General features: G+C 58.0%; 23 protein-coding genes and 1 pseudogene. 14 read left to right on the forward strand and 10 right to left on the reverse strand.

Going from position 1 to position 26,163, the window contains the following annotated elements:
- Position 1: 1 nt before the first annotated feature.
- The 4 genes and pseudogenes from JV551A3_RS08680 to JV551A3_RS08695 all read left to right on the forward strand — a co-directional run bounded on the left by JV551A3_RS08680 (position 2) and on the right by JV551A3_RS08695 (position 3,138).
- Positions 2–1,047 (forward strand): annotated as a pseudogene (locus JV551A3_RS08680) (phage late control D family protein).
- Positions 1,048–1,083: 36 nt separating this feature from the next.
- Entirely contained in the window at positions 1,084–1,635 is a 552-nt protein-coding gene (locus JV551A3_RS08685) for a glycoside hydrolase family 19 protein (protein WP_133970899.1), read from the forward strand.
- Positions 1,632–2,192, forward strand: a complete 561-nt coding sequence (locus tag JV551A3_RS08690; protein ID WP_133978570.1) for a lysis system i-spanin subunit Rz — start codon at positions 1,632–1,634, stop codon at positions 2,190–2,192. Before JV551A3_RS08685 ends, JV551A3_RS08690 begins: the two co-directional genes overlap by 4 nt.
- A 151-nt stretch (positions 2,193–2,343) precedes the next feature.
- A complete protein-coding gene (locus tag JV551A3_RS08695; protein ID WP_133978572.1) occupies positions 2,344–3,138 on the forward strand; it encodes a DNA adenine methylase in 795 nt (264 codons plus the stop codon).
- A gap of 425 nt (positions 3,139–3,563) precedes the next feature.
- On the opposite strand, the gene JV551A3_RS08700 is transcribed toward JV551A3_RS08695, so the two are convergent.
- Positions 3,564–4,253 (reverse strand): SOS response-associated peptidase family protein, encoded by a 690-nt coding sequence (locus JV551A3_RS08700; RefSeq protein ID WP_133978574.1) that lies wholly within the window; start codon positions 4,251–4,253, stop codon positions 3,564–3,566.
- A gap of 101 nt (positions 4,254–4,354) precedes the next feature.
- On the opposite strand from JV551A3_RS08700, the gene JV551A3_RS08705 reads away from it, so the two are divergent.
- Positions 4,355–4,783: a LexA family protein gene (locus JV551A3_RS08705; RefSeq protein ID WP_133970902.1), complete on the forward strand. Its 429-nt coding sequence runs from the start codon at positions 4,355–4,357 to the stop codon at positions 4,781–4,783.
- Positions 4,773–6,047: a Y-family DNA polymerase gene (locus tag JV551A3_RS08710; protein WP_133970903.1), complete on the forward strand. Its 1,275-nt coding sequence runs from the start codon at positions 4,773–4,775 to the stop codon at positions 6,045–6,047. The genes JV551A3_RS08705 and JV551A3_RS08710 overlap by 11 nt, the downstream gene beginning before the upstream one ends.
- A 93-nt stretch (positions 6,048–6,140) precedes the next feature.
- On the opposite strand, the gene JV551A3_RS08715 is transcribed toward JV551A3_RS08710, so the two are convergent.
- Together JV551A3_RS08715 and JV551A3_RS31180 are read right to left on the reverse strand one after the other, a co-directional pair.
- On the reverse strand, positions 6,141–7,919 hold the full coding sequence (locus JV551A3_RS08715) for a GmrSD restriction endonuclease domain-containing protein (RefSeq protein WP_133970904.1): 1,779 nt from the start codon (positions 7,917–7,919) through the stop codon (positions 6,141–6,143).
- Positions 7,920–8,076: 157 nt separating this feature from the next.
- Positions 8,077–8,211, reverse strand: a complete 135-nt coding sequence (locus JV551A3_RS31180; protein WP_256660773.1) for a hypothetical protein — start codon at positions 8,209–8,211, stop codon at positions 8,077–8,079.
- A 269-nt stretch (positions 8,212–8,480) separates the two neighbouring features.
- Between JV551A3_RS31180 and JV551A3_RS08720 the strand changes: the two genes are divergently transcribed.
- Together JV551A3_RS08720 and JV551A3_RS08725 are read left to right on the forward strand one after the other, a co-directional pair.
- Entirely contained in the window at positions 8,481–9,722 is a 1,242-nt protein-coding gene (locus JV551A3_RS08720) for a hypothetical protein (protein WP_133970905.1), read from the forward strand.
- Positions 9,723–9,854: 132 nt separating this feature from the next.
- On the forward strand, positions 9,855–10,700 hold the full coding sequence (locus tag JV551A3_RS08725; protein ID WP_133970906.1) for a hypothetical protein: 846 nt from the start codon (positions 9,855–9,857) through the stop codon (positions 10,698–10,700).
- A 473-nt stretch (positions 10,701–11,173) separates the two neighbouring features.
- Here the strand turns inward: JV551A3_RS08725 and JV551A3_RS08730 are convergent, their stop codons facing one another.
- Positions 11,174–12,043: an AraC family transcriptional regulator gene (locus JV551A3_RS08730; RefSeq protein WP_133970907.1), complete on the reverse strand. Its 870-nt coding sequence runs from the start codon at positions 12,041–12,043 to the stop codon at positions 11,174–11,176.
- Between the two features lie 250 nt (positions 12,044–12,293).
- Between JV551A3_RS08730 and JV551A3_RS08735 the strand changes: the two genes are divergently transcribed.
- Positions 12,294–13,331, forward strand: a complete 1,038-nt coding sequence (locus JV551A3_RS08735; RefSeq protein ID WP_133970908.1) for a sterol desaturase family protein — start codon at positions 12,294–12,296, stop codon at positions 13,329–13,331.
- Here the strand turns inward: JV551A3_RS08735 and JV551A3_RS08740 are convergent.
- Positions 13,328–14,233 carry a LysR family transcriptional regulator gene (locus JV551A3_RS08740; protein WP_133970909.1) on the reverse strand — a complete coding sequence of 302 codons (906 nt, stop codon included), beginning with the start codon at positions 14,231–14,233 and terminating at the stop codon, positions 13,328–13,330. The two genes, JV551A3_RS08735 and JV551A3_RS08740, sit on opposite strands and share 4 nt — an antisense overlap.
- Before the next feature lie 209 nt (positions 14,234–14,442).
- Here JV551A3_RS08740 and JV551A3_RS08745 point away from each other — a divergent pair, with 209 nt between their 5' ends.
- A complete protein-coding gene (locus JV551A3_RS08745) occupies positions 14,443–15,129 on the forward strand; it encodes a hydrolase (RefSeq protein WP_112253306.1) in 687 nt (228 codons plus the stop codon).
- A gap of 111 nt (positions 15,130–15,240) precedes the next feature.
- Here the strand turns inward: JV551A3_RS08745 and JV551A3_RS08750 are convergent, their stop codons facing one another.
- The 3 genes from JV551A3_RS08750 to JV551A3_RS08760 form a co-directional block, all read right to left on the reverse strand.
- Positions 15,241–16,158 carry an amidohydrolase family protein gene (locus tag JV551A3_RS08750; protein ID WP_133970910.1) on the reverse strand — a complete coding sequence of 306 codons (918 nt, stop codon included), beginning with the start codon at positions 16,156–16,158 and terminating at the stop codon, positions 15,241–15,243.
- A gap of 88 nt (positions 16,159–16,246) precedes the next feature.
- The gene (locus JV551A3_RS08755) at positions 16,247–17,575 is read right to left on the reverse strand and encodes an MFS transporter (RefSeq protein WP_133970911.1); all 1,329 of its coding nucleotides are present in this window, start codon (positions 17,573–17,575) and stop codon (positions 16,247–16,249) included.
- An 81-nt stretch (positions 17,576–17,656) separates the two neighbouring features.
- On the reverse strand, positions 17,657–18,634 hold the full coding sequence (locus JV551A3_RS08760) for a hydroxyacid dehydrogenase (RefSeq protein ID WP_133970912.1): 978 nt from the start codon (positions 18,632–18,634) through the stop codon (positions 17,657–17,659).
- Between the two features lie 236 nt (positions 18,635–18,870).
- Between JV551A3_RS08760 and JV551A3_RS08765 the strand changes: the two genes are divergently transcribed.
- On the forward strand, positions 18,871–19,548 hold the full coding sequence (locus JV551A3_RS08765; protein WP_133970913.1) for an RraA family protein: 678 nt from the start codon (positions 18,871–18,873) through the stop codon (positions 19,546–19,548).
- Positions 19,549–19,680: 132 nt separating this feature from the next.
- A complete protein-coding gene (locus tag JV551A3_RS08770) occupies positions 19,681–20,862 on the forward strand; it encodes an MFS transporter (RefSeq protein WP_133970970.1) in 1,182 nt (393 codons plus the stop codon).
- A gap of 4 nt (positions 20,863–20,866) precedes the next feature.
- On the opposite strand, the gene JV551A3_RS08775 is transcribed toward JV551A3_RS08770, so the two are convergent.
- Positions 20,867–22,201 carry an MFS transporter gene (locus JV551A3_RS08775; RefSeq protein ID WP_133970914.1) on the reverse strand — a complete coding sequence of 445 codons (1,335 nt, stop codon included), beginning with the start codon at positions 22,199–22,201 and terminating at the stop codon, positions 20,867–20,869.
- A gap of 46 nt (positions 22,202–22,247) precedes the next feature.
- Positions 22,248–23,168 carry an SMP-30/gluconolactonase/LRE family protein gene (locus JV551A3_RS08780; protein ID WP_133970915.1) on the reverse strand — a complete coding sequence of 307 codons (921 nt, stop codon included), beginning with the start codon at positions 23,166–23,168 and terminating at the stop codon, positions 22,248–22,250.
- A 230-nt stretch (positions 23,169–23,398) separates the two neighbouring features.
- Here JV551A3_RS08780 and JV551A3_RS08785 point away from each other — a divergent pair, with 230 nt between their 5' ends.
- Positions 23,399–24,715 (forward strand): OprD family porin, encoded by a 1,317-nt coding sequence (locus JV551A3_RS08785; protein ID WP_133970916.1) that lies wholly within the window; start codon positions 23,399–23,401, stop codon positions 24,713–24,715.
- Positions 24,716–24,964: 249 nt separating this feature from the next.
- Complete coding sequence (locus JV551A3_RS08790) at positions 24,965–25,681, forward strand: IclR family transcriptional regulator (protein WP_133970972.1); 717 nt, start codon at positions 24,965–24,967, stop codon at positions 25,679–25,681.
- The last annotated feature ends 482 nt before the right edge of the window (positions 25,682–26,163 follow it).

The following is a 26,163-nucleotide window of genomic DNA, read 5'->3' on the forward strand; positions in this document are numbered from 1 at the left end:
CATGAAACCGACGTACCGTATCGTCGCGGATGGCAAAGACATTACCGCGCTGATCAATGACCGCCTGTTGCTGCTGCGGATATCGGACAAGCCCGGCATGGAGTCGGACGAGTTCGAGCTGCGGATTGACGATCGCGACCAGGCTGTCGCGCTTCCTGGGCGTGGCGGCCGGGTGGAGGTGCTGCTGGGCTATGAGGGCCAGCCCCTTAAACGCATGGGCGCCTTTACCGTGGATGAGGTGCAGCTGTCCGGCCCGCCGGACACCATGACCATTCGCGGCAAGGCCAGCGACATGCGCGGCAGCGGCAAGACCGTGCGCAGCGGCAGCTGGGAAAACGTGCCGCTGTCACAGATCGTCAACGATGTGGCCAAGCGCAACGGCTGGGAGCCGGTGTGCCCGGTGACCACCAAGATTGAGCGCGTCGACCAGCGCAACGAGTCGGACTTCAACTTCGTAACGCGCCTGGCCAAGCAGTACGACAGCACCGCCAAAGTGGCTGAGGGCAAGCTGCTGGTCATGCCCCGGCAGGGCGGAAAAAGCATCAGCGGCAAGACCCTGCTGGTCGTTACCATCAACAAAACCGAGGTCGAGCGCTACCAATTCCGCCTCGGGGATCGCGGCGCGCAAAAAGCTGTGCGGACCCAGCACCAGGACAAGAAAACCGGCGCGCTGCAGGTGGTCCAGCTGGACAACGACGAGGCCCCCGACGGCCTGCCCCGGTGCATACCGACCGCCATATCTATCCCGACAAGACTGCCGCCGAGCAGGCCGCCAAGGCGCGCTTGGCGGCGTTCAACCGCAGCACCGCCGGTGTGCGCCTGGAAATGGCCGGGCGTACTGACCTGTTTGCCGAACGCACGATCAACGCCCAGGGCTTCAAGGTCGGCCTGGATGGCGAGTACTTGGTGGACAGCGTCGAGCAGGTATTCACCGCCAGCGGCTGGACTACCACCGTGGAGTGCAACGGCGGCAAGAAGGGCAAGGCCAAGGCCTCGGGCAAAAAGAAGAAAGACGACAACAAGCCGCTCAGGGTTGAGCAGCTGTAGTCCTAAAGCCGCACGCGGCAGCAATTGGAGAAATGAATGGCTATCTCAGTACAACAGCTACAAAAGATCTACCCGAACGCCGGCCCGAAAGCCGGCGTTTTTGTTCCCGGCCTCAACGCCACCATGGGTAAGTTCGCCATCATCACACGCCTGCGTATGGCTGCCTTCCTCGCCCAGATAGGGCATGAGTCGGGCCAGCTGCAATACGTGCGTGAGCTTGGCAATGACAGGTACCTGTCGAAGTACGACACCGGGCGTCTGGCCCAGCGTCTGGGCAACACGCCTGACGCAGATGGAGATGGCCAGTTCTTTCGAGGTCGTGGCCTCATCCAGGTAACAGGCCTCTTCAACTACGAAGCCTGCAGCGAGGCTCTGTTCGGTGACAGCCGTCTGCTCAATACACCGGAGCTGCTCGAGCATCCAGTCTATGCATCGATGTCGGCCGGCTGGTTCTGGCAGAAGGAGGGGCTTAACAGCCTGACCGACAAGGGCGACATGCTGGCCATCACGAAGCGGATCAACGGCGGTACCAACGGCCTGGATGATCGCATGGCCATCTACAAGCGAGCCCTTGAGGTGCTGCAGTGACCGCCTGGGGCGGTCGCCTGATCGCCGCGGTGACCTTGGCGCTCGCTTGTGCCATCGGCGCCCGGGCAGCCTGGGTATGGCAGGTGAACGTATACGGAAGGCAGCTCGCCGAGCAGGCTGACGACTACCGCAACCAGCTGGCGGAGAAGGATCGCCTGCACGGCCGTGAACGTGAGGAGGCTGCTGCGGCTGCGCTCAACCAACTGGCAGAGCAGCAGGATGCGCGCCGCGCCCTGGAGGCTCGCCTGCAGGATCAGAACAACACGCACTGGAAGGAAATGAACGATGTTCAAAAAGCTCAGGCTCGTCTGCGTGACCGGCTTGCTACCGCTGATCTGCGGCTGTCAGTCCTTGTCGACACCGGAGCCCTTACCGCCCAGGGTTGTGACCGTGGGATGCGAGAAGCCGCCGGCTCCGGAGGCGTGGTACATGGCGCCGTACGCGCCCAACTTGACCGAGCGCATGCTCAACGAATTGTCGCCATCACCGATGAAGGCGACCAGGGACTGATTGCGTTGCAGGCCTGCCAGGCCTACGTCCGCGAAGTCACCAAGTGAAAAGAGGCGAGCCGGGTGGATGCGCCAACATCCAGCCCGGTCCGCCGAACCCGCAGACCCTTCCTGCAAGTCCAGCCGTGGCCTCTGCCTTGTGCACAAAGCGCGGCGAGCCTAACACCTGTTTATCCATACAGTAAAGACTTGCATACCTATGACCTCTCCAATCATCCCCTGGATGGGTGGCAAACGCCGCCTGGCCGACCGCTTGATCCCTCTCTTCCCCCCTCATGAATGCTATGTCGAAGTCTTCGCCGGCGGAGCCGCGTTGTACTTCATGCGTCCCCAGCCAGCTCCTGTGGAGGTGCTGAACGATCTCAACGGTGACCTGGTCACCCTTTACCGCGTTGTGCAGAACCACTTGGAGGAGTTCGTGCGCCAGTTCAAGTGGGCGCTCAGTTCCCGTCAGGTCTTCGAGTGGCAGAAGATGACGCGCCCCGAGACCCTGACCGACATCCAGCGTGCTGCCCGGTTCTTCTATCTCCAGCAGCACGCTTTCGGTGGCAAAGTCACCGGGCAAACGTTCGGTACCGCAACCACCGGGCCGGCCATCAATCTGTTGCGTATCGAGGAGAACCTATCCGCCGCGTGGCAACGACTCGCCGGCACATACGTCGAGAACCTGTCTTGGCTTGCTTGCGCCGAGCGCTACGATCGAGCGCACACGTTCTTCTACATGGACCCGCCTTATTGGCAGACCGCCGGCTATGGCGTCGATTTCCCCTTCGAGGAATACGAGCGCATGGCGGAATTCATGCGCCGCTGCAAGGGCAAGGTGATGGTCAGCATCAACGACCACCCGGACATCCGGCGTGCGTTTGATGGCTTCCACTTCGAATGTCTGGATATTCGCTATACCAACACAAACCAGCGACAGGGTAAGGCGGAGGTTACCGGAGAATTGGTAATCATGAATTGGCAGCCGTCAGTGTTGGAGCAACTTTTCTAGTTCTAGTAATTGAAGCCATCGCACAACCTCGATGCAGAAAATAATAAGCAGGTTAAAGGTCGACATACTTTCTCCAAGATGAGCGCAAGCGCTCAGCGGCTGTGTGAGATGGCTTCGATTCCACGTTGGTAGCGAATTTAATCCGAGTCTTTTGAATGTTGTCAACAATTCTTTTTCGTTTGGTCGCGAGGGGTGGCTCCCTGTCCGGGGCCCGTGGGCAGTGGGCTGCGTGCGCTTTTGCGTTTTTGCGTAAAAGCGTTTTTGTTCTTTTGAACGTCGGGCCGAAGTGTAGATTTCTACATTTGTAGATTTGTTGATTTCTTTATTTAAAGATTTCTTTAGCTAAACTCCTCGCTGGTGGCTGGGGCAGTTCCTTAACTTTAGCCGCTAAAAATTGCTGTTCCCGGCGTTAGCTTTGGGGCTTTTCAACTCGAAGGTAATATCAGTTCAGCCCCCTGATTACGGACATTGCCCACCTCCTTGCTTACGGCGTGCCACCTAAAATCGCCAGCGACTCGACAACCCATTCGTACTATCTCTTCAGCGCGCTCGGTCGAGGTAGATGGCGAGATCCACTCACATGCAACTTCTGGTGTGAGCACAAGAGGTTTTCGGTCGTGTATATCGAGTAGGCCCTGATCGGCAGCTGCTGTAATGATCACAAATCCGTCTCGCTCATCCGGCTCTACGCCCTGGTGCACCTCAGCAAGCGCCGCAAAAAAGAGCGGCTCCCCCTCGGCGCTGGTGATGTAGTAGGGCTGTTTACGTTTCGGGTCTGTTGGATCGGGTACCCATTCAAACCATCCATTCGCCGGAGCCAAAGCCCGGCCCCTTGGCCACAAGCTTTTGAAAAAATTCCCCGTCACCACCGTCTCGGCCCGAGCATTGATCGGAGCTGGACGCTTCCCCTTCGCCCAAAATGGTGCCCATCCCCACTTCACGCGATCAACGTACAACCCATCCCCAGCCTGGCGAATGATCTCGACTCGCGTCGACGGCGCTACGTTGTAGCGACCAATCGGCTCATGGTCATAGCCGTTGATTACCACCAGGTCCAGCGATAGCTGCCGCAGGTAGTGATCCATCGACTCGTAGATCGAGTACCGTCCACACATAACTACCTCTCGTCTGTCAGAAATTTCGCTGCCCAGGATTGACCGGGCGAACGATGCCGGATTTACTGTATATACATACAGTCTGCATCGGACCTTCCACCATGACCATCACTTTTCTGGGTACGCCAACCGGCGGTACCGAACCGCTACCGCTGTACTCATTCCACGTGCCGGCAGGCTTCCCGTCGCCTGCAGCCGACCATCTGGAAGGTCATATTTCTCTTGATGAGTTGTTCGACCTTCGCGCGCCCCATGTGTATCTGGTGAAAGTCGAGGGCGACAGCATGCAAGGGGCGGGCATCTACTCTGGTGACCTGGTCATCGTAGACAGGGGGCGTGAGGCAGAGCACGGCGATATCGTCATTGCAGCTGTCAACAGAGAGCCTATCTGCAAGCGGCTTCATCGCCGCGACGGAGTAGTCATCCTCAAATCCGAAAACCCGGCATATCCACCTCGGTACATCATGGAGGGCGACGAGTTGGTCGTCTGGGGTGTGGTGCGGTATAGCGTGCGCGACCATGCGCAGTGATCAGGTGTTCGCGCTTATCGACTGCAACTCGTTCTATGCGAGCTGTGAGCGTGTGTTCCGTCCGGATCTGGCCAAGACGCCCATCGTAGTGCTGAGCAACAACGACGGCTGCGTGATCGCACGCTCATACGATGCCAAGCCGTACGTGAAGATGGGCGAGCCTTACTTCCAGGCGAAGGAGAAACTTCGGCGGCACGGTATCGTGGCGTTCTCGTCGAACTATGCGCTGTATGGCGACATGAGCGAGCGGGTCATGTCCCTGATCGAGTCCATGGTGCCTGCGGCAGAGGTCTATTCGATCGATGAGTGCTTCGCCGATCTCACAGGCGTGGCGGGCAACCTCACCCAGTTCGGCCGGGACGTGCGCGCCAGGGTGCTGCGTTGCACAGGAATCCCCGTCGGTGTGGGCATTGCTCGGACCAAGACCTTGGCGAAGCTCGCCAACCACACCGCAAAGCGTCTGCAGGCGCAGACCGGTGGGGTCGTCGACATCACTGACAACTTCAAGCGTGACTGGGTGCTTCGTAACACAGAGGTGAAAGAGGTGTGGGGCATCGGCCGTCGGATGACAGTGCATCTGGAACCCATGGGCATCCACACAGCGATGGATCTGGCCAAGGCAGATCCGAGGATGTTGCGAGACAAGTTCAATGTGGTGGTGGAGAAGACGGCGCGTGAACTCGCCGGCACGCCTTGCCTTGAACTGGATGAGGCAGATCCACCGAAGCAGGAAATCTGCTGCAGCCGGATGTTCGGCAAGCGTCTCACGGAGCTGGCACCGATTAAACAGGCAGTGGCCACTTACACGGGGCGGGCAGCCGAGAAGCTGCGTGCCCAAGGTTCGGTCTGCAAACGCATGCGAGTGAGCATCCGTACAGGGATGTTTAACCCGGAAGAGGCGCGCCACGCTCAAGGCGCGCTGGTTGAGCTGCCTTACCCGACCTGCGATACGCTTCTGATGACTCGACTAGCTGTCGATGCCGCAGCAAAGATTTTCCAGCCAGGATTTCGATATAGCAAAGCTGAGGTTTTGTTAATGGATTTACGACAGCCTGGGGAGTTTACGGCGGATCTTTTCGCGCTTAAGCAATCGGTTTGCTGTGATCGGCTAATGAATGTGATGGATCGCATTAACAATCGTTGGGAAAGGGGGACGATGAGACCGGGCAGTGTGCCTACATCTCCTGATTGGGGGATGCGCAGAGAAATGTTGAGCCAGTCCTATACAACACGTATCGATCAGCTCTGGACTGTAAAATGCTGAACCTGTCGGCGTAAGCTTGTGGAATAATTAAGCATAACTGCGGCGCGGCACCTACGGGGAGCGACATGAATTTAATGTCGCTCCCGTTTGAAGTTAAAAGCGCTGTGCTACCGACGCTATTTCTTTAGCTGTTTTGGCTTCTGTGGTAGAGTCGCCAGTTCGCCAGAATACATGGTCACCATAATAAGCGACGTTAGTTTGTGGTGGGATGGTGATTACAATTACTCCTAGGCCGAAATAAGGGTTGTAGTCAATGTGGGAAAGTACAGAAGTCTTTAGTTCGTCGGATAAAGGTGAGGTTTTGATAGATTCTTTGATCTTGATAAAATAATCTTCAGTCGTGATGTTAAGAAGTTTTGCCTCGCGATTGATGCCGACAACATCCCGTTTTCCAACTTTCCGAGCTATGGTGGCGTCGAGCTCTTGTATTCGTTTCGTGTCGGCGGGCTTGTCACTCACACCTATCACGATTTTACCTGTCCTTTCGGGACCGTTATTTGCTATTGCGCAGATGGTCTCGTGAATTTTTTGGAGTATGCCGGGGTCCATTTCTCTTTTGGCGGATAAAGTGAGTATCCCTTGTTTGAACTCGAAGTCTGATTGCTCGATCTCAGACCTCCGCAAAAGACCGTCGATGTCAGCGATTGCGTGATTGCCATAAATAGGTGGCTCAGGTTGCGCCTTGACAAAAAAGTCTTGAATAGCGCCTTTCACCGCTCTTATATTGCCGAGTCGCTGAGCTGCCGAAGTTGCACCCTGTCCAGTCTCTATGCGTTCGCTTAAGTTGACAATGGCTTTTCGTAGTCCGGGGAAGTCCGTAATTACCATTCCCTGCTTAACTATAAGCTCATGAAAAGCAAGAGTTATGATCGCGAAAACTGCAGGGAATGGGTTTGTGGTTCTGGTTTTGAAAATGATATTTCGTAGCTTTTCGGGTTTTTCTGGGTTCTCTATAGCGCATACTTCAAGTATTTGCGATATACAGTATTTGATCTCATCAGAAACCCTATCCGCTCCATAAACTTCCAGTGCCGCTAATATCCTATTGGACTCCTGGGAGTCATAGGTATAGAGGGCATCAAGGGCGTCTTTTGAACGATCAATAAGCTGGCCGCCCACAATGCAGGTGACTATGTCGGCAATGCATTGCTCGTCGAGGCTATCCCTGAGCTCCGTTGAGCGCAAGATACCATGCTCCACCCAAAACACTTCATCGGCCTGTACCTCATAGCCATGCTTCGTCTTTGGTAGATCTATGCTAATGGACGGCATTGAATTCAAAGGCAGAATTTCGTGAGACTCGTCCCCTCTCAGAGTACAGGCGATTGATCTTACAAGCTCTGAGAAAGAGTTTTGTACCCCTGCCTGTCTGCGTTCTTGGTCGCTTAAGCGGTGGCCGTAAGTGTTAATTCTTCCGAATACGTCGTTGATCTCGTCTTCCGTCGCCCCTCGCATCACAGACATTGCGAATGGATAGTCAAGAATCGTGCCTACAGCCTTTGGCGTAAGATATGCATTGTGAGTGTTTGGAGTAAAAAGTCCTTCGTCTGCTCGCCGTTTAGCCGAGGGAAAATGCGAAAGGTCGAAAAGTCGTCCCTCTGTATCTGTGAACGATGTTTCGATAAACGACATGATGGCATGTAGGCGCTGCAGGCCGTCAATGATTTCGTAAGTCTTGGGTGAGTCTTCGCGCTCTGCAATCAGAATTGCGGGGATTGGATATTTTTTTAGAATGGACTCGATAAGCTTTTGCTTTTCTTCCAGCGTCCAGACCAACTTTCTTTGGTAGCGGCGATTGACGTACAGGAGGTTGTCACTGTACATGGCATAGAGCGACTGGATCGTTGTAGGTTGCGATGTTAACTCTGCCACGGTGACACTCCTGTCTGAGATGAATTGAAAGTGTCGCTGAGATTAATCCACATCGCAAGAGGCGACCTACTGTTAGCCGGTCAGCGTTTTGGGTGCGAAGACCATCGCCGACTCGCTATTGCTCACATTCTCGAAGCGTATGGGGGCTGTGATCATTCTAAGAAGGGAAGAAAACTAGAGGATTGCCCACAGTGGAGGTGAGGGACAGCTCTTCCAGTGCTGCTCTGATGGCGGTCTGGTTGAGTAGCAGCAGCTCCAGGGTGTCTGCTGTGGTTGCGGCTTTCTCGTCCATGATGCTCTCCTGGTACCGTAGAAATTTTTAGGGCAAATTTAGGGCAGCTTCTGGGAAGCTTGAGGCCAGAATGGGCCATCTGCTCAGGCGAGGATAGCCGTTTTTACTGGCCTATCGTGGCCTGCCGAGCATGTCGGGCGGGTTCAAATCCCTATCGCCCCAATCAGCTAAACTCATCAGGCTCGGCAAGCTCAAGCACCACATGGACAGAATAATCGGGCGCCAGTTATCTATGATTTCGCTTCTGCGAATTGTTTTGGAGATATTGAATGATTTCAATAACACATCCGGCGGTAATGCAATATGTGCATGAGTTGCCAGTTGGCCTGCTGCCGATAATGTTTCAGGATGATCCGCTGCCGCGTTTGGTTGTAAAAGTCAGTAAAGAAATTATATTAGCCGCTAAGGTGAGAAAGGGGTTCTCTATTCATTTGGTTCCTTACAATGTCTCTGGGGTTGAGTCGGTAGGGTTCGTTGCTGCTTTTTTTGATGATTACAACCACCCATTAACTATATGTGGTGCTTTGGCGAAAGAGTTGCTCGGGTATCAGTTTCGTACGCTCTTTTTGTCCGAGTATGTAGATGTATATTTTTTTGATGAGCTTGGGCGCGAAGTGCTAGGGTATAAGTCGAAATTTGTTTCATCAAGTGCTCATAGGGAGCTGATGCAGGGGGTCGGGATACCCTCCGCAGAAGGGCTTAATCAAAGTGCAATTATAAGCTATATTTCAGAGTGGTTTAAGTTTACGGGTGCAAAGCAGGATGATTGCGCTATAAAGGTAGAATTTTTGGAGCCGTTGTATCCTGAGAATATTGTGTTTGCAGATATGCGTGATGAAAGTCATATGTATCACGGAAGCTCGAGTGTAAGCCACTTTGCTCTTGAGCGGGAGGAGCCTGGCAGCTTTCAAGAGCAAGAGATAATTGCACTGCTCCAGCGTATATTTGCTCCAGAGGAAATCTATCATTCGCCAAAGCGTTATTATGACAGAGAAGAAGTTGCAGATATTTTAATTGTGACTGGGTCTAGTGTGTTTATCGTGCAGGCAAAAGATAGCCCAAATTTGGAGAGGGTTGTCAATCAGTCAATTGATCGGAAAAAATCTACAGCGTTAAAAGCGTTGAAGAAAGGGGCGGCGCAGGTTAAAGGGGCTGCACTCTATTTAAAGCGTAAAACACCAGCCTTGTTTTTTAATGGAGATGCGGAGGTAAAGGTTGATTTAGAAGGGAAGGGTGTTTACGGCCTGGTGGTTATGAAGGAGCTTTTCAATGATAGTTATGATGAGTACACGCCGATACTGATTGATGTGTATGACTCTAAAGATGTGCCGACAATAGCGCTTTCATATGGTGAGCTCCATACATATACTCGCTTTCTGAAAAGTGAACAAGGATTTCTCGAGGCATTTAATAAGGTATTCAACTGGGGCCGAAGGACTGGGGTTTTCCCAAGGCTTAGAGTTATGGCGCCTGGATCTGTTATCAACCCGGATCCAGTCATGCCTGATTAGCTCGACGTCGCAGGCATGGCCTCTCAATGGTGCTCAAGAACCTATTTGCTGAGCCTTGAACGCCTTTTCCTTCTTTTGTTGCGGTGCATTTGTTGCTTGGCTCGAAGATATATTTAACTAGTGAGGGATAACATGAGTTGGGAACTTTCTAATCCGGCAAGGCAGCGACAACTTGAGACGAAATTCAAGGCCCATGGCATACCATTTGAGAATGCCGGGTTCTGTGATCATCCTAACTTTATCGAGCGGGAGCGAAAGGATTCGCGCTATCTGGAGTTGTACGCGCAGTATATAGAGGCGAAAGGCTACACTCCTGACTACTTGGATGTGGCGCGTAGAAAGATCGACATAGCAGCAGAGGTGCTAAGGTCTGAGGTCGAACGTGATGGGCGACTGGGAGCATGTGTCGATACATCTGGCATGCTCGGGCGAATGTTGGATCGCTTGGGTGTATGGAATTATGTGGCAAAGTCGTGCCTTACTATAAGTTTTCCTGGTAAATCTGGGGCGGCCGATCGTTATTTCTGGAGTTTTGATGAGGGTGAGTTTGTCGCGCCGCATGCCATAGTAGTCGCACCTCCCTATTACATTATCGATTTGACCGTTAAGCAACAGCCGTATAGTGCAAAGCAAAGTGCCCTGCTGCCATCGATAGTCTTGGAAAAGTGCTTTACGAGAGGTGGTTGGGTGCCAGAAGACTTGGCTAACCACCGGTTTCTCCTCGAATTGCGTCGCCGACATATGCCCTTTGAAATTTTTCTCAAACAACAGAGTCCTGGGATGGCCTCTGTGATGCAGCAACTTCCTCCTCGCATCTCAGCATTCAAAGGTACTCATCTTAAGTACGTCATCGTCGCGGTCGGTGGTTTCATCGAGTCGCTAGAAGGAATCACGGGTTACAAACCCAATGGACGATTAGCCCATTCAATATTTGAAACTGACGTACTGCCTCTCATCAGCAAGGAGGGTTTAGGATGAGGATGGGCTAGGAAGTGACTCGAATGGTACAAAAATGGTACGCGTTTGAAGTGCCATAGTCTGAATGGCGCTAAAATGCTGGCCTTCAAGAAAAGTATGCCCAATCCATCATGGGAGCAACGCTGAAGCGACGGGAAGGCTCAGGGCGCGTGGTTGCTGGGTTAGAGCCTGGGTTGGTGGTCATATCGTTCAACGTATCTTGTACCAAATTCAGCGGTTTCGAGGGTGTTCGTACCAATCCGAGTGCGCGCCGTGACAAAAGTCGACGGCAAGTGCTCGGTGATAGCCAGGGCAGGCGGCTAGTTTACCAAGAGAGTCGGGCATCCGTCTGGACTCGATCTGTGCGCAGCCCTGCAGGCTTCTGCCGGATCACCTCCGGCATAGGGCACCCGTTTCCCGCCGATCTCAGCCAAAAACGGATGAAGGTCTCGCAGACGGCATACCTCAAAACCCCTGAAGGCCGTCTAGCCAAGTTACTTTAGCGGCACGTAGATATCCGTTTGCCATTGCTCCAGCGGCGTTTCCGGATACACGCTCAAATAGTGAAAGAACAACGGATGGTCACGCAGTTCCTCGTTACTCGAAGGCAGCCAGTCCCGATAAAGCGGATAGATGGTCTCGCCAATGTAGTCAGGCGAGCCGGTATGCCTGATCACGGCGCAGCGGCCCGCCGGGATGACGCGTTCGTGCACGCCGAAATCATTGGGCTGCACGGCTTCGTCCATCTCGCCACACACGGCGAAGCGAAAGGCGTGTGCCGGGGTAGTGTCGGGGTTGTCGTAGGGAATGCCGAAGGTTCGGCTGCTGGCCACTGGTGACTGGCCGCTTTGAATGCGCCATTGGCGAAAACGCGCGACGCTTTCACTGACCAGGCCGGGCGCTCCTTGGTGTATGAGCGCGGCCACATGAGTTTCGGCGAAATCCACGATACGGATCTGCATGGTGATACTCCTGGAAAGGTGAGGAACAACGAAAACCGCACTCCAGGCCTGCCAGTTCGGGGCTTTGGCAAATACGCTCGGTGCCACGCCAAAAGCACGCTTGAAGGCCCTGCAAAAGGCTTCGGGGCTTTCGAAGCCGGCACCGTAAGCTGCTTCCAGCACGGAGATGGCAGGCGAGGCGACCAGTTGATGCGCCGCGCGTCGAAGCCTCATCAGTTGCACATACCGTGAAACCGGAACGCCGATGTATGCCGTGAACTGCCGATGGAAATGAAATGCCGAGAAGTGGGCGACGCGGCTCAAAGCATTTACCGACAGGTCACCTTCGAGGTGGCTGTCGATGTAGGCAAGTACGGCATCGAACCGTTTTGCGTAGGTCGCTTTGTGCTGTGAGTCAGTCAACGAACGGAATCTCCGGAAGGTGCGGTGAGCGCTAGCATCCGTTGTTCAGCCATGAAGGCGCCTAGCCGGGATTGCTGTATCCGGGCTCGCAGGAGAGGGCAGTAGCGTAACTGCCCCGGCATGATCAGTCGAATGGGCGCAGCGGGTAGTTCACCCCGATCGGTACTTTCAGCACCAGGCCCTGCATAAAACCACTGGAGTAAATAAATCTGATTTACAATCGCGTCCCTTTTGCCGAGGCTGACGATTCGTGGATGCGCTGTCGCTTGTCTATGAGCACCTGACCGAGTGGGTAATCACGCCTGTTACCGACCAGTTGTTCGGCATTTTCAATATGAACGGCCGGTTCGGGGCCTTGTTCCTTTGCATATCCTATGGCGCAGCCTATGGCCTGTTCCGCTTCAGGAAGCGGTGCGGCCTGAGCAGCGCCCATTCGTTCTGGCAATTCATCGGCGGCGCCCGTATACATTTTCATCCCTCTGCGCTGCTGGATTACCGCTATTACTTCGTGCGGGCCATCCTCAAGATTGCGCTGGTGCTGCCCGTCGTCCAACTGGTCGATCCCTACATCCTGCGCTCCGGCGATTACCTGGCCTTTTTCAGCAACCTCTGGGGCGCACGCCCGCGCGTGGGCGAGAACCTCGCCCTGTCCCTGCTTTACGGGTTGGGGGTGTTCCTGCTCAAGGACTTCATTCATTACTGGGCGCATCGGGCCTTTCACTCCCGTTGGCTCTGGGCCTTTCACAAGGTCCATCATTCGGCACCCGTGCTGGTGCCGGCGACGGCGAGCCGGGTACATTTCGTGGAAAAGATCGTCGAGAAACTGAGCACCGGCATTGGCATCGGCCTCTACGCCGGGTGCTTCTGGTACCTGTGCGGCGGCGAAGTCAGCCGCTACACCCTGTTCGGCGTGACCTACCTGGTGTTCATCTTCAACAGCCTGGCGGCCAACCTGCGGCATAGCCATGTCTGGCTGTCGTTCGGCCCGCAGCTGGAGCATGTGTTGAACAGCCCGGCCCAGCACCAGATCCATCACAGTGACGCCCCACGCCATTTCAACCGGAACTTCGGCACAAACCTGTCCCTCTGGGACTGGATGTTCGGCACGCTCTATGTCACCACATCGACGCCTGAAAGCATCCGCTTCGGCACCGGCGAGCAAGACCACCAGCGTTACCTGACGGTCTATAGCCTGATCGTCACGCCATTTGTCGAAACAGGCCGCAAGGTCCTGGTGAAACGCCAGCGCAAGGCTGTGCTGGGCGCATCCGGCAGGGCAGGCCGTTAGCTGATCCCGCTGTTGGCAAATTCTTCGCCAAGAAAGTCCAGCAGCGCCCGCACCGACGGCAGCAAACCGCGGCGGGACGCATAGACCGCATGGACAACCCCGGTACGGGGCGCCCAGTCCGGCAGCAGGTTCACAAGCTTGCCGTCATTCAGGTCTTCACGCACTACAACGGCGGGCATGTGCACCGCACCGGCTCCCACAAGCGCGGCCTGGCGCAGGGCGACCAGGTCGTCGGTGACCATTCGCGGCTGATAGCGCACTTGCGCGCTGGCACCTTCGGGGCCATCCAGCTGCCAGTAGTATTCGCGTTGTACAACGCCCCAGTGCAGTGTCGGCAGGGTGGCAATATCGGCAGGGGTTGGCCTCGCCGGCAAGTGCTCGCGCAATGCCGGGGCGCCCACCACATGCTGCCGGCTTTCGCCCAGCACCTTCATCACCAGGTCACTGCTCTCCAGTGGGGGGAAGCGCACCCGCAAAGCGATGTCGATGCCTTCCGGGATCAGGTCCACCTGGCGGTTGGTGCTCTGCACATGCAACTCCACCAGCGGGTACCGCACCATGAATCGCGCCAGCATCGGGCCGACCCAGAAGTTCAGCAGCGCCGTGGGACAGCTCAGGTTCACCACCCCGCGCGGCTCGGCGCGGTGCTGCTCGACGGCCTCGGTGGCCGCCGCCGCTTCCACCAGCATCGCCACACAGTGCCGGTAGAACACTTGGCCGATCTCGGTCACCGAGAAGTGCCGCGTCGAACGCTGGATAAGCCTCACGCCCAGGCGCTCCTCCAGCCCGGCGATGCGCCGGCTGAGCTTCGACTTGGGTTCGCCCAGTGCGCGGCCGGCCGGGTTGAAACCACCGTGCTCCACCACCTGGGCGAAATAGTAGAGGTCGTTGAGGTCTTCCATTTCAGTGTTCCTCTGGCAGAACACTGATAGTAGTTTTTGCCAACTACCGAAGCAATTGTTCCATCCGTATCGTGAACTCCATAACAGAGCGGACGTTTCGGGTAGTTGCCCGCAATGTCACACCCCGGACTCAGGTCGCCTGGTCCGGATGAACGCCCGCGCAGGAGGCGCGGGTTTCCCGGCCCGGATGCCCTGTCAGGAGAACCGACATGACCAACTTCTCGCAGATTGCCAACTTCAACGGCCAGCGCCCGGTGATCGACCCCGACGACACTGCCATGCTGCTCATCGACCACCAGAGCGGCCTGTTCCAGACGGTCAAGGACATGCCCATGACCGAACTGCGCAACAACGCCATCACCCTGGCCAGGATCGCCACTTTGGCGAAGATCCCGGTGATCACTACCGCCTCGGTGCCGCAGGGCCCCAACGGCCCGCTGATCCCAGAGATACACGAGGCTGCGCCCCATGCGCAGTACGTGGCGCGCAAGGGTGAGATCAATGCCTGGGACAACCCCGAATTTGTCGCCGCTGTGCAGGCCACCGGCAAGAAGACCCTGGTCATCGCTGGCACCATTACCAGCGTGTGCATGGCCTTCCCGGCGATCGCCGCAGTCAACGCCGGCTACCGTGTGTTCGCGGTGATCGACGCCTCCGGCACCTATTCCAAGGCCGCCCAGGAAATCACCCTGGCCCGCGTCGTCCAGGCCGGCGTGGTACCCATGGATACCGCCGCAGTCGCCTCGGAAATCCAGCGCACCTGGAACCGCCCCGACGCCGCGCAGTGGGCCGAGGCCTACAGCCTGATCTTCCCGCACTACCGCCTGCTGATCGAAAGCTACGCCAAGGCCCAGCAGGTAGTGACGGAGCACGAAGTGCTCGACTCGCAACGTTGATGGCTTGCGGCCCGGTGGTTTGCTGCCGGGCTGTTCTTTACTGTCCGCTTCTCCCCAGGACCCAGTTTCGTCATTCGTCCGATGCGCGCGACTTTTCGGTTTGGCGGGTGATCAGAAGTCGTAGAGCTGAGCGGGGTTGTCGCGCAAGATCAGGGTCTGGGTTTGCTCCTTTGGAGCCCAGCGCATCAGCAGGTCAAGAATCAGCGCATCGTCGGGTTTCTGCTCGGCGGCAAGCGTCGGGTGCGGCCAGTCGCTGCCCCATAGCATGCGATCAGGGCGATGGCTGATCAGTGCAGTGGCGACTCGGCCGACGTCCTCGAACAGCGGTGCTCCGATTTTCGAGCGAAGATAAGGTGCCGACAGCTTGATCCATGCCCGGTCGGTGTCCAGCAGCCGCACCAGTGCGGCGAAAGCCGGCGACTTCAGCGCTTCTGGCTGTGGTACATGGCCCATGTGGTCGATAACGATCTTGCCTGGCAAGGCCAGCAAGCGCGGGGCAACCTCGGGCAGCAGCGGCCCGGGAGCGACCTGTACGTTCCAGCCCAGTTCGCCGACCCGCGCGGCCAGGCTTTCCAGCCCATCGAGCGCCTGGCTGCCGACGCTCAGGTTGAAGCGGATACCACGCACTCCGGCCTGGTGCAGTTCGGCAAGTTCTGCGTCGGTAATCGCATTCGACACAACCGCCACACCCCGGGCATCGCCTCGGCTGCGCAACAAGCCATCGAGCATCACCCGGTTATCGGTGCCGTAGGTCGATGGCGTTACGATGACCATGCGGCGGATGCCCAGGCGCTGCTGCAGCTTGCGGTAATCCTCCAGCGAGGCATCCGCCGGCAGCAGGGTAGCGCCGGGTGCGGCCGGGATGCGGCTGTCATAGAGGTGCATGTGGCAGTCGATGCTGCCTGCGGGCGGCGTCAGGCGCGGGTGCGCATCGCCCTTGCTGAAGGGCACGTCGGCCATGGCGCCGATGGAGGCGACAGCACCCAGTGCACCGGTGGCCTGCAAGAATTGACGACGAGACAGCGTCATGGATATTCCTCGTATCTTGTTGTTGTGAAATGACGATGCCCACGTTCCTGAGGCAGGAAAGTGGGCATCGAAGTACGGCTTGCGCGGCTTATTTCGCGCTGACGGCGCTGGCTGTCTCAGCTTGCTCGCGCTGGCGCTTGCGGCCGATCACCAGTACAGCGATACCGGCCACGGTGCATAGTGCGGCCAATGGCATCAGTGCCAGGGAGTAGCTGCCTGTGGCATCGTGGATGGCGCCGTAGGCATTGACCATGATGCCCCCTCCGATCAGGTTGGCCATGGCGCCCACGGCTGCCAGCCCCGCAGCAGCGGTCGACGAAGATAGCCAGCCCGACACCAGTGCCCAGAACGGGCCTTTCATCGAGTACGCCCCCACAAGGACCATGGTCAGCATCACTACCGTTGCCGGCAGGGACGAGGTGAACAAGGTCATCAGCAGACCTGCTGCAATCAGCAGCATGGTCATTGCGGTGTGCCAGCGACGCTCGCCGGTACGGTCGGAGCTGCGGCCCCAGATGATCATCAGCACCGAGGCGATGCCGTAAGGGATGGCGTTCACCAGGCCGATTTCCATGGCGCTGAGGCCAAAGGTTTTCAGCAACTGCGGGGCCCACACGCTCATGGTGCTGCCTGCGGCAGAAGCGCCCGAGTAGATCAGTGCCAGCACCCAGATGTCTTTGTGACGCAGCAGCTTCCACAGCGAAATATGGCCGATGGCGGTCTTTTTCGAGGCTTCATCAGCCAGGCGCTTGGTGAGCCAGCCGCGTTGCTCGTCACTCAACCACTTGGCCTGCTCCGGGCGGTCGGTAAGCACGAACAGGCAGGCGATGCCCAGCAGTACGGCAGGAATGCCTTCGAGAATGAATAGCCAGTGCCAGCCTCGCATGCCCATCCAGCCATCCAGGCTCAGCAGCAGGCCCGACAACGGCGAACCGATGAAGTTGGCAGCCGGGATCGCCACCATGAACAGTGCCACCATGCGCGCACGGTAGGCCGACGGCAGCCAGTAGGTGAGGTACAGCAAGACACCAGGGAAGAATCCGGCCTCGGCAGCGCCGAGCAGGAAACGCATCACATACAGAGAGTTGGCGCCCTGGACGAATGCCGTGCCTGCGGATATCAAGCCCCAGGTGATCATGATGCGGGCTATCCAGATACGTGCCCCGTAGCGCTGCATGGCCAGGTTGCTGGGTACTTCGACCAGAAAGTAGGCAAAGAAGAACAGGCTGCTGGCGAAGCCGAAAACCTTGGCCGTGAGCTGCAGGTCCTCGTTCATCTGCAGGGAAGCCATGCCGATGTTGCCGCGGTCGATGATCGCGATCAGGTAGCAGACGATCAGAAAGGGCAGCAGTCGCCAGGCGACACGGCGCATGGTGCTGCGTTCGAGTTCATCCGGCAGCGATGTTGCTGAAGTCATGGTGCTCTCCAATTGTTTTTTTTCTGGAGTGACGCGTTGGAAGCGTGCCCCTTCTCGCGAAGAGGCGCGCGAGGGGTGCGATCAGCTGGCGAAGAGGTGGCGGTTGACCACGCAACGCGGGTCCAGAGCATTGCCCGCCCACACATCGAGAACCTGCTTCAGCGCTACCAGTCCTACCCGTTCGCGGGCTTCGGTGGTGTTGGCACCGACATGCGGCGTGGCGACCAGTGTCGGCAGGCCCCACAGCGGGCTGTCGGCAGGCGGCGGCTCGGGGCTGAAGGTATCCAGGCCGGCACCGGCGATGCGGCGTTCGCTGAGCGCTTTTACCAGGGCGTTGGTGTCGATCAGCTCACCACGGGCAGTGTTGATCAGGATGGCGCCTGGGCGCATGCGTTCGAGCTGGGCGGGGCCAATCAGGTTGTGGTTGGTCTCGGTCAGCGGGCAGTGCAGGCTGATGATATCGCTTTCAGCCAGCAGGCGATCGAAATCCTCTTCACGCTCGACGTGCGGGCGCTCCGGCAGTTGCTTGAGGTAGGGGTCGAACACTTTGACCTTCATCCGCAGTGGCGCCACCAGGTCCATGAGGATGCTGCCGATCGAGCCCAGACCGATAAGCCCCAGGGTTTTGCCCGACAACTCCATGCCGTTGGCCGAGGATTTGTCCCAATGCCCGTCACGCATGCGCGCATCCAGCAGTGCGGTTTGACGTGCCACGCTGAACATCAGGGCGAAGGCCAGCTCGGCCACCGACTGGGCATTGGCGCCCAGGGCAATCGATACCGGGATGCTGCGGTCGGCGGCGGCCTGGAGATCGATGGTGTTGTAGCCCACGCCGTGCTTGGCGATCACTTTCAGGTTGGCTGAAGCATCGATCATGGCGCGGGTCAGTTTGCCCTGGCGGACCACGATGGCATCGGGCTGTTCAGCGCGAATGATGGCTTCCAGTTCTTCGGCGGGCAGGTAGGGCGCGGTGGGGATGATCCTGACGCCCTGTTCGGCGGCAAGGTTCATGGCCTCGGCAGCAAGCTCAGGGCCGGTCAGCAGAATGGTACGGGACATCGTGGATACCTTGTTCTTGTCTGGGGGCGGTTCGGGCGCAGTCTGCCGCTCATCTGCGGCAATGGGCTAAACCCTATCATAATGAAACGCTGTTGCAAGAAAATTAATATGCTCGCCGAGATCAGGAAGAAAAAGGCGATAAAAATCCATTGCCACGATTTTAATGAAATGACATTCTAAAAAACAGATTCGGCAGTTGCCGGCGACATCGAATAAAACCAAGAGAGGTATGTCACATGAGCATTGGCTTCCAAGTGCTTGAGCGCACACGCAAAGTCGGTGATGAATGGGTTGCACGTTATCGTGAGGTTCCGGTTGCCAACGTCAGTGATTCGATGAACCGGATGACTGCAGGTGGTGCCCGCCTGCGCCCCATGCATCGCGAAGGTGTGCTGTGCGGCCCGGCCTTGACAGTCAAAGCGCGCCCAGGTGACAACCTCATGCTGCATTACGCGATCGATATCGCTCAGCCGGGCGATGTGATCGTGGTCGATGCCGGTGGTGATCTGACCAACGCCCTGATCGGTGAAATGATGGTGGCTTACGCGATCAAGCGTGGTGTGGCCGGTATCGTCATCAACGGCGCCATTCGCGATGCAGCCAACATCGGCGCGGGTGACTTCCCGTTGTTCGCTGCTGGCGTTTCGCACCGTGGCCCATACAAGGACGGCCCGGGCGAGATCAACGTGCCGATTGCCATTGATGGTATGGTGATCGAGCCTGGCGACCTGGTGATCGGTGATGACGATGGCCTGCTGTGCGTGCCTTACGACCACGTCGCTGAGGTGTATGCTCGCGCCACCGCCAAGCACACTGCCGAAACCGCACAGATGGAACACATTGCCCAAGGCACCAACGACCGTTCCTGGGTCCTGGAGTCCTTGAAGAAGAAAGGCTGCCTGCTGCCAGGCTGATCCAGCATGCGCTGCGCACCTTGCGATGGGGTGTGCAGCGGCTGTTGGGTTGGTGTCGGTCGCGGGTTCTATTGAGGATTCGCAGACTTGTCCGATACATCGTCACCGCATCGCAAACGTTGGCCTGCCGCCGTGCGGGCGCTCGCTCATCGCAACTTTCAGATCTATTTCGCCGGCCAGGGTGTTTCCACCCTGGGCAAGTGGGTTCAGCAGGTTGCACTGGCCTGGCTGGCCTATCATCTGACCGGGTCTGCCGTACTGCTGGGGCTGATCACCTTCCTTTCGCTCGCGCCGCAATTGCTCATCGGCCCGTTGGCGGGAGCCTGGATCGATCGGCATGACAAACGCCGGTTGCTGATCATCGTGCAACTTATCCTGATCGCGCAGTCGCTCGTGCTGGCGATTGCAACCTGGCGTAACTGGGTCGATGGCCCGTTCATTGCTGCCATGGCACTGTTGCTTGGCTTGCTCAATGCCTTGGAAACCCCTCTGCGCCAAGCGCTGATCGGCAGTTTTGTCGACGACCCGGCCGACCTGCCGAACGCGCTGGTGCTCAATGCCATGTTGATCAATGCTGCACGGTTCGTTGGCCCACCATTGGCCGGCGGGCTCATTGCCCTGGCCGGCGAGGCGGCCTGCTTCGCCCTTACTGCCCTGGCTTTCATGGCCTTGCTGGGTGGCTTGCTGAAAGTGCGCGGCATCGCCGGCCCGAAGGCCAGTGGCTCAACCGCGCAAGTGTTTCGCGAAGGGCTGTTGTATCTGTGGCAAACGCGCTACGTTCGCCAGCTGCTGGTCAACGTGATCATGGTCAACTTGTTGGCATCCTGCTACGCGGCACTGCTGCCGATCCTGGCCAGGGCCGTGTTCGCTGGCGATGCGCGGGTGCTTGGCTGGTTGTGGGGGGCGGCAGGCGCGGGCGCGTTCGTGGCCACGCTGGTGCTGGCGGTTGGCGGTGCATTGCCTCGCCTGCGCCAGTTCACCGATGCTGGAGCACTGCTATGCGCGGTTGCGCTGATCGGTTTGTGGATGGCAGGTGCGCTGCCACTGGCGTTGCTGGCGCTGGGCGTTCTGGGTTTCGGCATCACCCTGAGCAATGTCAGTACCAACATGCAGCTGCAAAGTGGCGCACCCAGCCATTTGCGTGGCCGGGTGATCGCTTTCTATATTGCCATGCGCTTCGGCTTCGAAGCTTTGGGCGGCATGGCGGCGGGGTTGGTCGCGGCCCGCTGGGGAGCGCCGGCGACCTTGGGTGTCGCCGGCGGGTTTCTGGTGATCGGGCTGTTGGGTCAATACGGCATGCGTCGTCGCAGCTGAGCGGTCAGATTGTCTGGCCTTGGCCGTGAGGCGTCTGCTGCTTGGCGGGGTCGCCCAGCCAAAGCATCAGGCAGGTGCCGACCAGCAGGATCGATGCAACGGCAAAGAACGGCATGCTGAAGCTATGAGTGGCGTCCTTGATCAGGCCGATCAGGAACGGGCCTGTGAAGCCGCCCAGGTTGCCGATCGAGACGATCATCGCCAGGCCGCCAGCGGCGGCGCGACCGGTCAGGAAGGTCGAAGGTATCGCCCAGAACGTGGCCTGGAATGACAGGATGCTTGCCACCGCCACGCACAGGCTGGCGATCTTCAACACCGGTTGGTCAAGCAGGGCGGCGGCCACCAGGGCCACGGCGGCCAATGCCAATGCACTGACCACATAGGGCAGGCGGTGACGGCTACGGTTGGCCAGCCGTGCCCACATCGTCATTGCCAGCGCCCCGAGCAGGTAGGGCAGGGCGACCACCAGGCCAACCACGCCGCTATCGATGCCCAGGCCTTTGATGATCTGCGGCAGCCACATGCCTATGCCAATCGAGCCGACGATGCAGCAAAAGTTGATGGCCGCCAGGGTGAACACCTTGGGGTTGGTCAAGGCGGCGCGCAGCGTATTGCCATGAGATGCGCCGATGGCCTGTTGTTCCTGGGACAGGCGCTGGTCAAGCCAGGCTTTCTCTCGCGGGTTGAGCCATTTTGCCTTGGCCGGCGTGTCGACCAGTACGAAGAGGCATGCGATGCCAAGCAACACGGCCGGCATCGACTCGGTGACCAGCAGCAACTGCCAGTTCTTCAGGCCCCATACGCCGTGTTGTTCCATCAGCCAGCCGGACAAGGGCGAGCCGACGATGTTGGCCGCAGGAATGCCCAGCAGGAAGGCGGCAGTAGCTTTCGCCCGCCATTTGCCGGGGAACCAGTAGGTGAAGTACAGGTATACGCCAGGCGTGAAGACCGCTTCGGCAAGCCCCAGCAAAAAGCGCGCAATGCTGAAACTGATTGGCCCGGTGGCGAACGCGGTGGCCATGGAGATCAGCCCCCAGGTGATCATGATCCGCGCAATCCACACCCGTGCGCCGAAGCGCTGCATCAGCAGGTTGCTGGGGATCTCGAACATGAAGTAGCCGAAGAAGAACAGGCCGGCTGCCCAGCCGAACATCGTCGCGGTAAGGCCCAGGTCCTGGTTCATGCTGATGGCGGCGAAGCCGACATTGGTGCGGTCGAGGTAGCTGATCACGTAGCAAATGAAGATGAACGGCACCAGGCGCCACAGCACGCGGCGCATCAGGCGTTCGCCCTCGGCGTCGCTGAGCGGCGCCTGGGCAGCAGGGTTTTCTTGGGTCATGTCGTCACTCTTTTGTAGTTGTTTTGTGCCCTGACAGGGGGCTGGTTCAGCTATGGGAATACATTGGCAGCCCAGGCGCAGTGGTGCGCACCTGCAGAATGCTGCCGGTTTCGGATTCGGTGATGTACAGGGTCTGCCCGTCATTGCCGCCGAAGGCCAGGTTGGTGTTGCTGATGCCTGCGCAGGAGACGATGCGCTGCAATGGCTCGGCGACTTTCGACAGCTTCCATACCGAGCCGAACCCGGTCTGGGCGATATACAGGTTGCTCTGCGCATCGAGGGCCAGGCCGTCGGGCCCGCCCAGCCCGCCATGCAGCTGGGCGAAAACGCCCACCTTGCCGACGATCGAGCCGTTGCCCAGCGGGATGCGCCAGATCTGTTGCGCGCGTGTCACTGCCACCAGCAGGTGATTGAGGTGCGGGTCGTAGACGATGCCATTGGGGCTGGGGATGGTGCCCAGCAGGCAAGTCAGGTTGCCGCTGGCGTCGAGCTTGTATACACGGCCGCTGGCGTCCTGCAGCCCAGTCTGGCCCTGGTCGGTGAAATACAGGTCGCCGTTGGGTGCGAACACCAAATCGTTAACGCCTTTGAAGCCTTCCGAACCAGCCGAGTCCAGCAACGCTTCGATAGCGCCGGTATCTGGGTCGAGCAGCATGATCCCGCGCTTGTAGTCGGTGATGAAGATGCGTCCATCCTGGTGAATCTTCAGACCGTTCGGCCAGCCATCGTACTGACACAGCAGTTCCCAATCGCCCTGCGGCGAGATGCGGAAAATTCGCCCGTTGGGAATGTCGGTCACGTAAAGGCGGCCTTGACGATCGAATGATGGACCTTCGAGAAATGAGTCGATGGCACGGCCCTGGCGGTTGGCATTGGCCCAGGCGGTCGGGCGCGGGTCGCGGAAGCGGTCGGGCAGGCGGGTGAATACCGTGGTCTCCACGGTCGGCGGGGCAGCAAAGAAGCTCATGGGCGCTCCTGTAGGGCCGGGGACGCCTGGGCGTCCGATTGTTGTTTTGATGTATTTAATGCAACGACGTTGCAAAATAAAACAAAATCAGACGAAGGGTGAAGCTGTTTTTGCGGAGATTTCTGATTTTTAGTGAAGTGTCGCACTGCCTGTTGACGAGGTTGCGCTAATCTGCCTCCATATAAAGAAATGGCGTTTCAAAATAACAAAAATCTCTTGGAGTCTCTTGCTTGAAATCCTCACCTTCCATCTGCCGCATTGCCTTGGCAGCAGGCGGCAGCGTCCTGGGCTTGTCTGCCCAGGCCGAGCTGATCGATGACAGCCACGCGAACTTATCGATGCGCAATTTCTACTTCAATAGCGATAACCGCGACGGCACGGCGCAGCCCTCCAGAACCGAGGAGTGGGCGCAGGGCTTTCTGCTCGACCTGCGCTCCGGTTATACCGACGGTGTGGTTGGTTTCGGCGTGGACGCCACGGCCATGCTGGGCCTTACGCTGGACAGCGGCAGAGGGCGGCATCAGGGTGGTAGCATGATTCCTTCCGATGGCGATGGCGCAGCTGACCGCTGGAGCAGCGCCGGTGCCACCGCCAAGATGAAGATGAGCCAGACCGAGCTGCGCGTGGGGCAACTGATGCCCAGGTTGCCGGTACTGGTGGCCTCTGATGGCCGATTGCTGCCGCAGACCTTCCAGGGCGTGCAATTGCAGACCAGGGACATCGATAACCTCACGCTCATCGGCGGGGCGCTGAACCGCGCCAGGGGCCGGGCTTCGACCGACCTCACCGGCATGGCCGTAAGCGGCGGCACTCAGGAGAGTGACCGTTTCAACTTTGTCGGTGCCGATTACCGCGCCACCAATACGCTGCTGCTGCAGTATTACGCCGGGCAACTCGAAGACTACTACCTGCAGCAGTTCACTGGCCTCAATCACACCCTGGCATTGACCGATGACAGCTCGTTTACCACCGACCTGCGCTATTTCCGCACCCGTGCGGACGGTGCCAACGGCAGTAGCTCAGGGCGTAGCCAGGGCTATACCGTTGGCGGGTACACCAAAGGTAGCGACGGGGAAATCAACAATGACTTGTGGAGCGCGGCGTTCACCTATCGTTTGCGAGGCCACTCGCTGACCCTGGGTTATCAGAGTGTTTCCGATGATAGCAACTTCGTGCAGATCAACCAGGGTTCGATCGACAAGGGGGCTGGTGGCAGCAGCCTGTATCTGTGGACCGACAAGATGTTGCTCAGCTTCACGCGCGCGGGTGAGCGTACCGGGTTTGCCCAGTACGGCTATGACTTTGCTGCCAACGGCATTCCTGGGCTGAAGGCTTCGGTGATCTATTTGAAAGGCGACCACATCCAGGCAGCCGGAGGCGCCGAACAGTCGGAGTGGGAGCGAGACTTCTCACTGGACTACGTGATCCAGGGCGGCACGTTCAAAGGGCTTGGCGTGGCCTGGCGCAACGGCAAATCGCACAGCGAGGCAGCGCGTAATGGTGACCAGAACCGCCTGATCATCAACTACACCCTGCCGCTGTTCTGAGCATCGACCAGTCCAGCGAACGGGAGCCGCATCGGCTGTAAAGTTCGCTGATTGCCAGGCCAGTGGATATTTGCCCATACGATTGCGATCAACCTCTAGCCAGCAGGCGCAAATATATTGCCCTGCTGGCTTTTTTTTCCTGGCACACACAGCGCATGCTACGTTGGCGGGGGCCGACCGTTGTCGGATAATGAGGTTTTTCCGCCCTTGCGTACAGATTGAGGGCTTCGATCCTGTGAGGTTTTGCAAATGGTGAAAGCGCGGCCGCGTCCAGCGGTAAATGGTGTGGCATCGGCAGACCGTGTTTTGACCGTGCTGACCGCGTTTCAGATAGGCGACTCTGCGCTGAGCCTGGTTCAGCTGGTTGAACGTACCGGCCTCATCAAAAGCACGATCATGCGCTTGATGGTGTCTCTGGAAAATCATGGCTTCATCACGCGCATGGCTGACGGGCGTTATCAGCTAGCCAGCGAAGTCATGCGGTTGAACACGGTCTATCAAGAGGCGCTGGACCTCGAAAGGCATGTGATGCCACGTTTGCATGATTTGGCTGAAAAGTCAGGTGAGACCGCCTCCTTCTATGTGCGTCACGGTGCATATCGGATGTGTCAGTACCGTGTTAACTCTTCCCATCGACTTCGCCTCAATCTTCAACCCGGAGACATGCGTCCGATGGATGAAGCAGCAGGGGCACAGGCCTTGCGCGCGCCTTATCAAGTCGGCATTGCATTGCAGAAACCTTTCTACTCGAAGGGAGCCACCGACCCGCATGCGGCTTCAATGGCACTGCCCATCTACGGAGCGCAACAGGAACTGATGGGAGCCCTTGTAATTTCAGGGCCTGCGAGCCGTTTGACGGAGGAATATGCCGAAAGCCTCAAGCTCATGTTCTTCGAAGCGGCACGTGATCTAATGCGAAGCCTGGGCTTCAAGCCTGCATCATTGGAGCCCGAATCGGTCCAATAGGTCGAGCACACGCTCACTCCACCAAGGCCAACCACGGCCAAGATGCCTGGTAGCTAGCAGCTTTTTCCCTGAACAAGCTTGGTCGGGGGGGCGGGAGTGGCTGTGCTGTCGCGTAGATAACGGAATTCGCAAGCGGTCCGCGTACCCTGTGGGAGCGGCTTTAGCCGCGAAGAATCCAACGCGGTCATGGCACCGGCTGCGCCGGTGTTCGCGGCTAAAGCCGCTCCCACAGCGGCCCTGCTAATGCAATGAGTTATGTGCTGCTCCATGAGAGCCCCGCCGCCGCGATATCGAGCCGTTGGTCAACTGGAAGACACCCTGACCCAGGCCCCGGGGCGGCGATGTTGTGCAGGCAACAGCGTTCCAGCAGCTTGTTCGACCGCATGCAGCCAACATCGCCGACAAAGCGTACTTCGGCGAACATGTGCTGCAGCTGGTGCGTGAACTGGAGGCCAGGCGCAGCGTGGACAAGGCTGTGGCCT

The sequence above is a fragment of the Pseudomonas inefficax genome (assembly GCF_900277125.1).
Classification (GTDB): domain Bacteria; phylum Pseudomonadota; class Gammaproteobacteria; order Pseudomonadales; family Pseudomonadaceae; genus Aquipseudomonas; species Aquipseudomonas inefficax.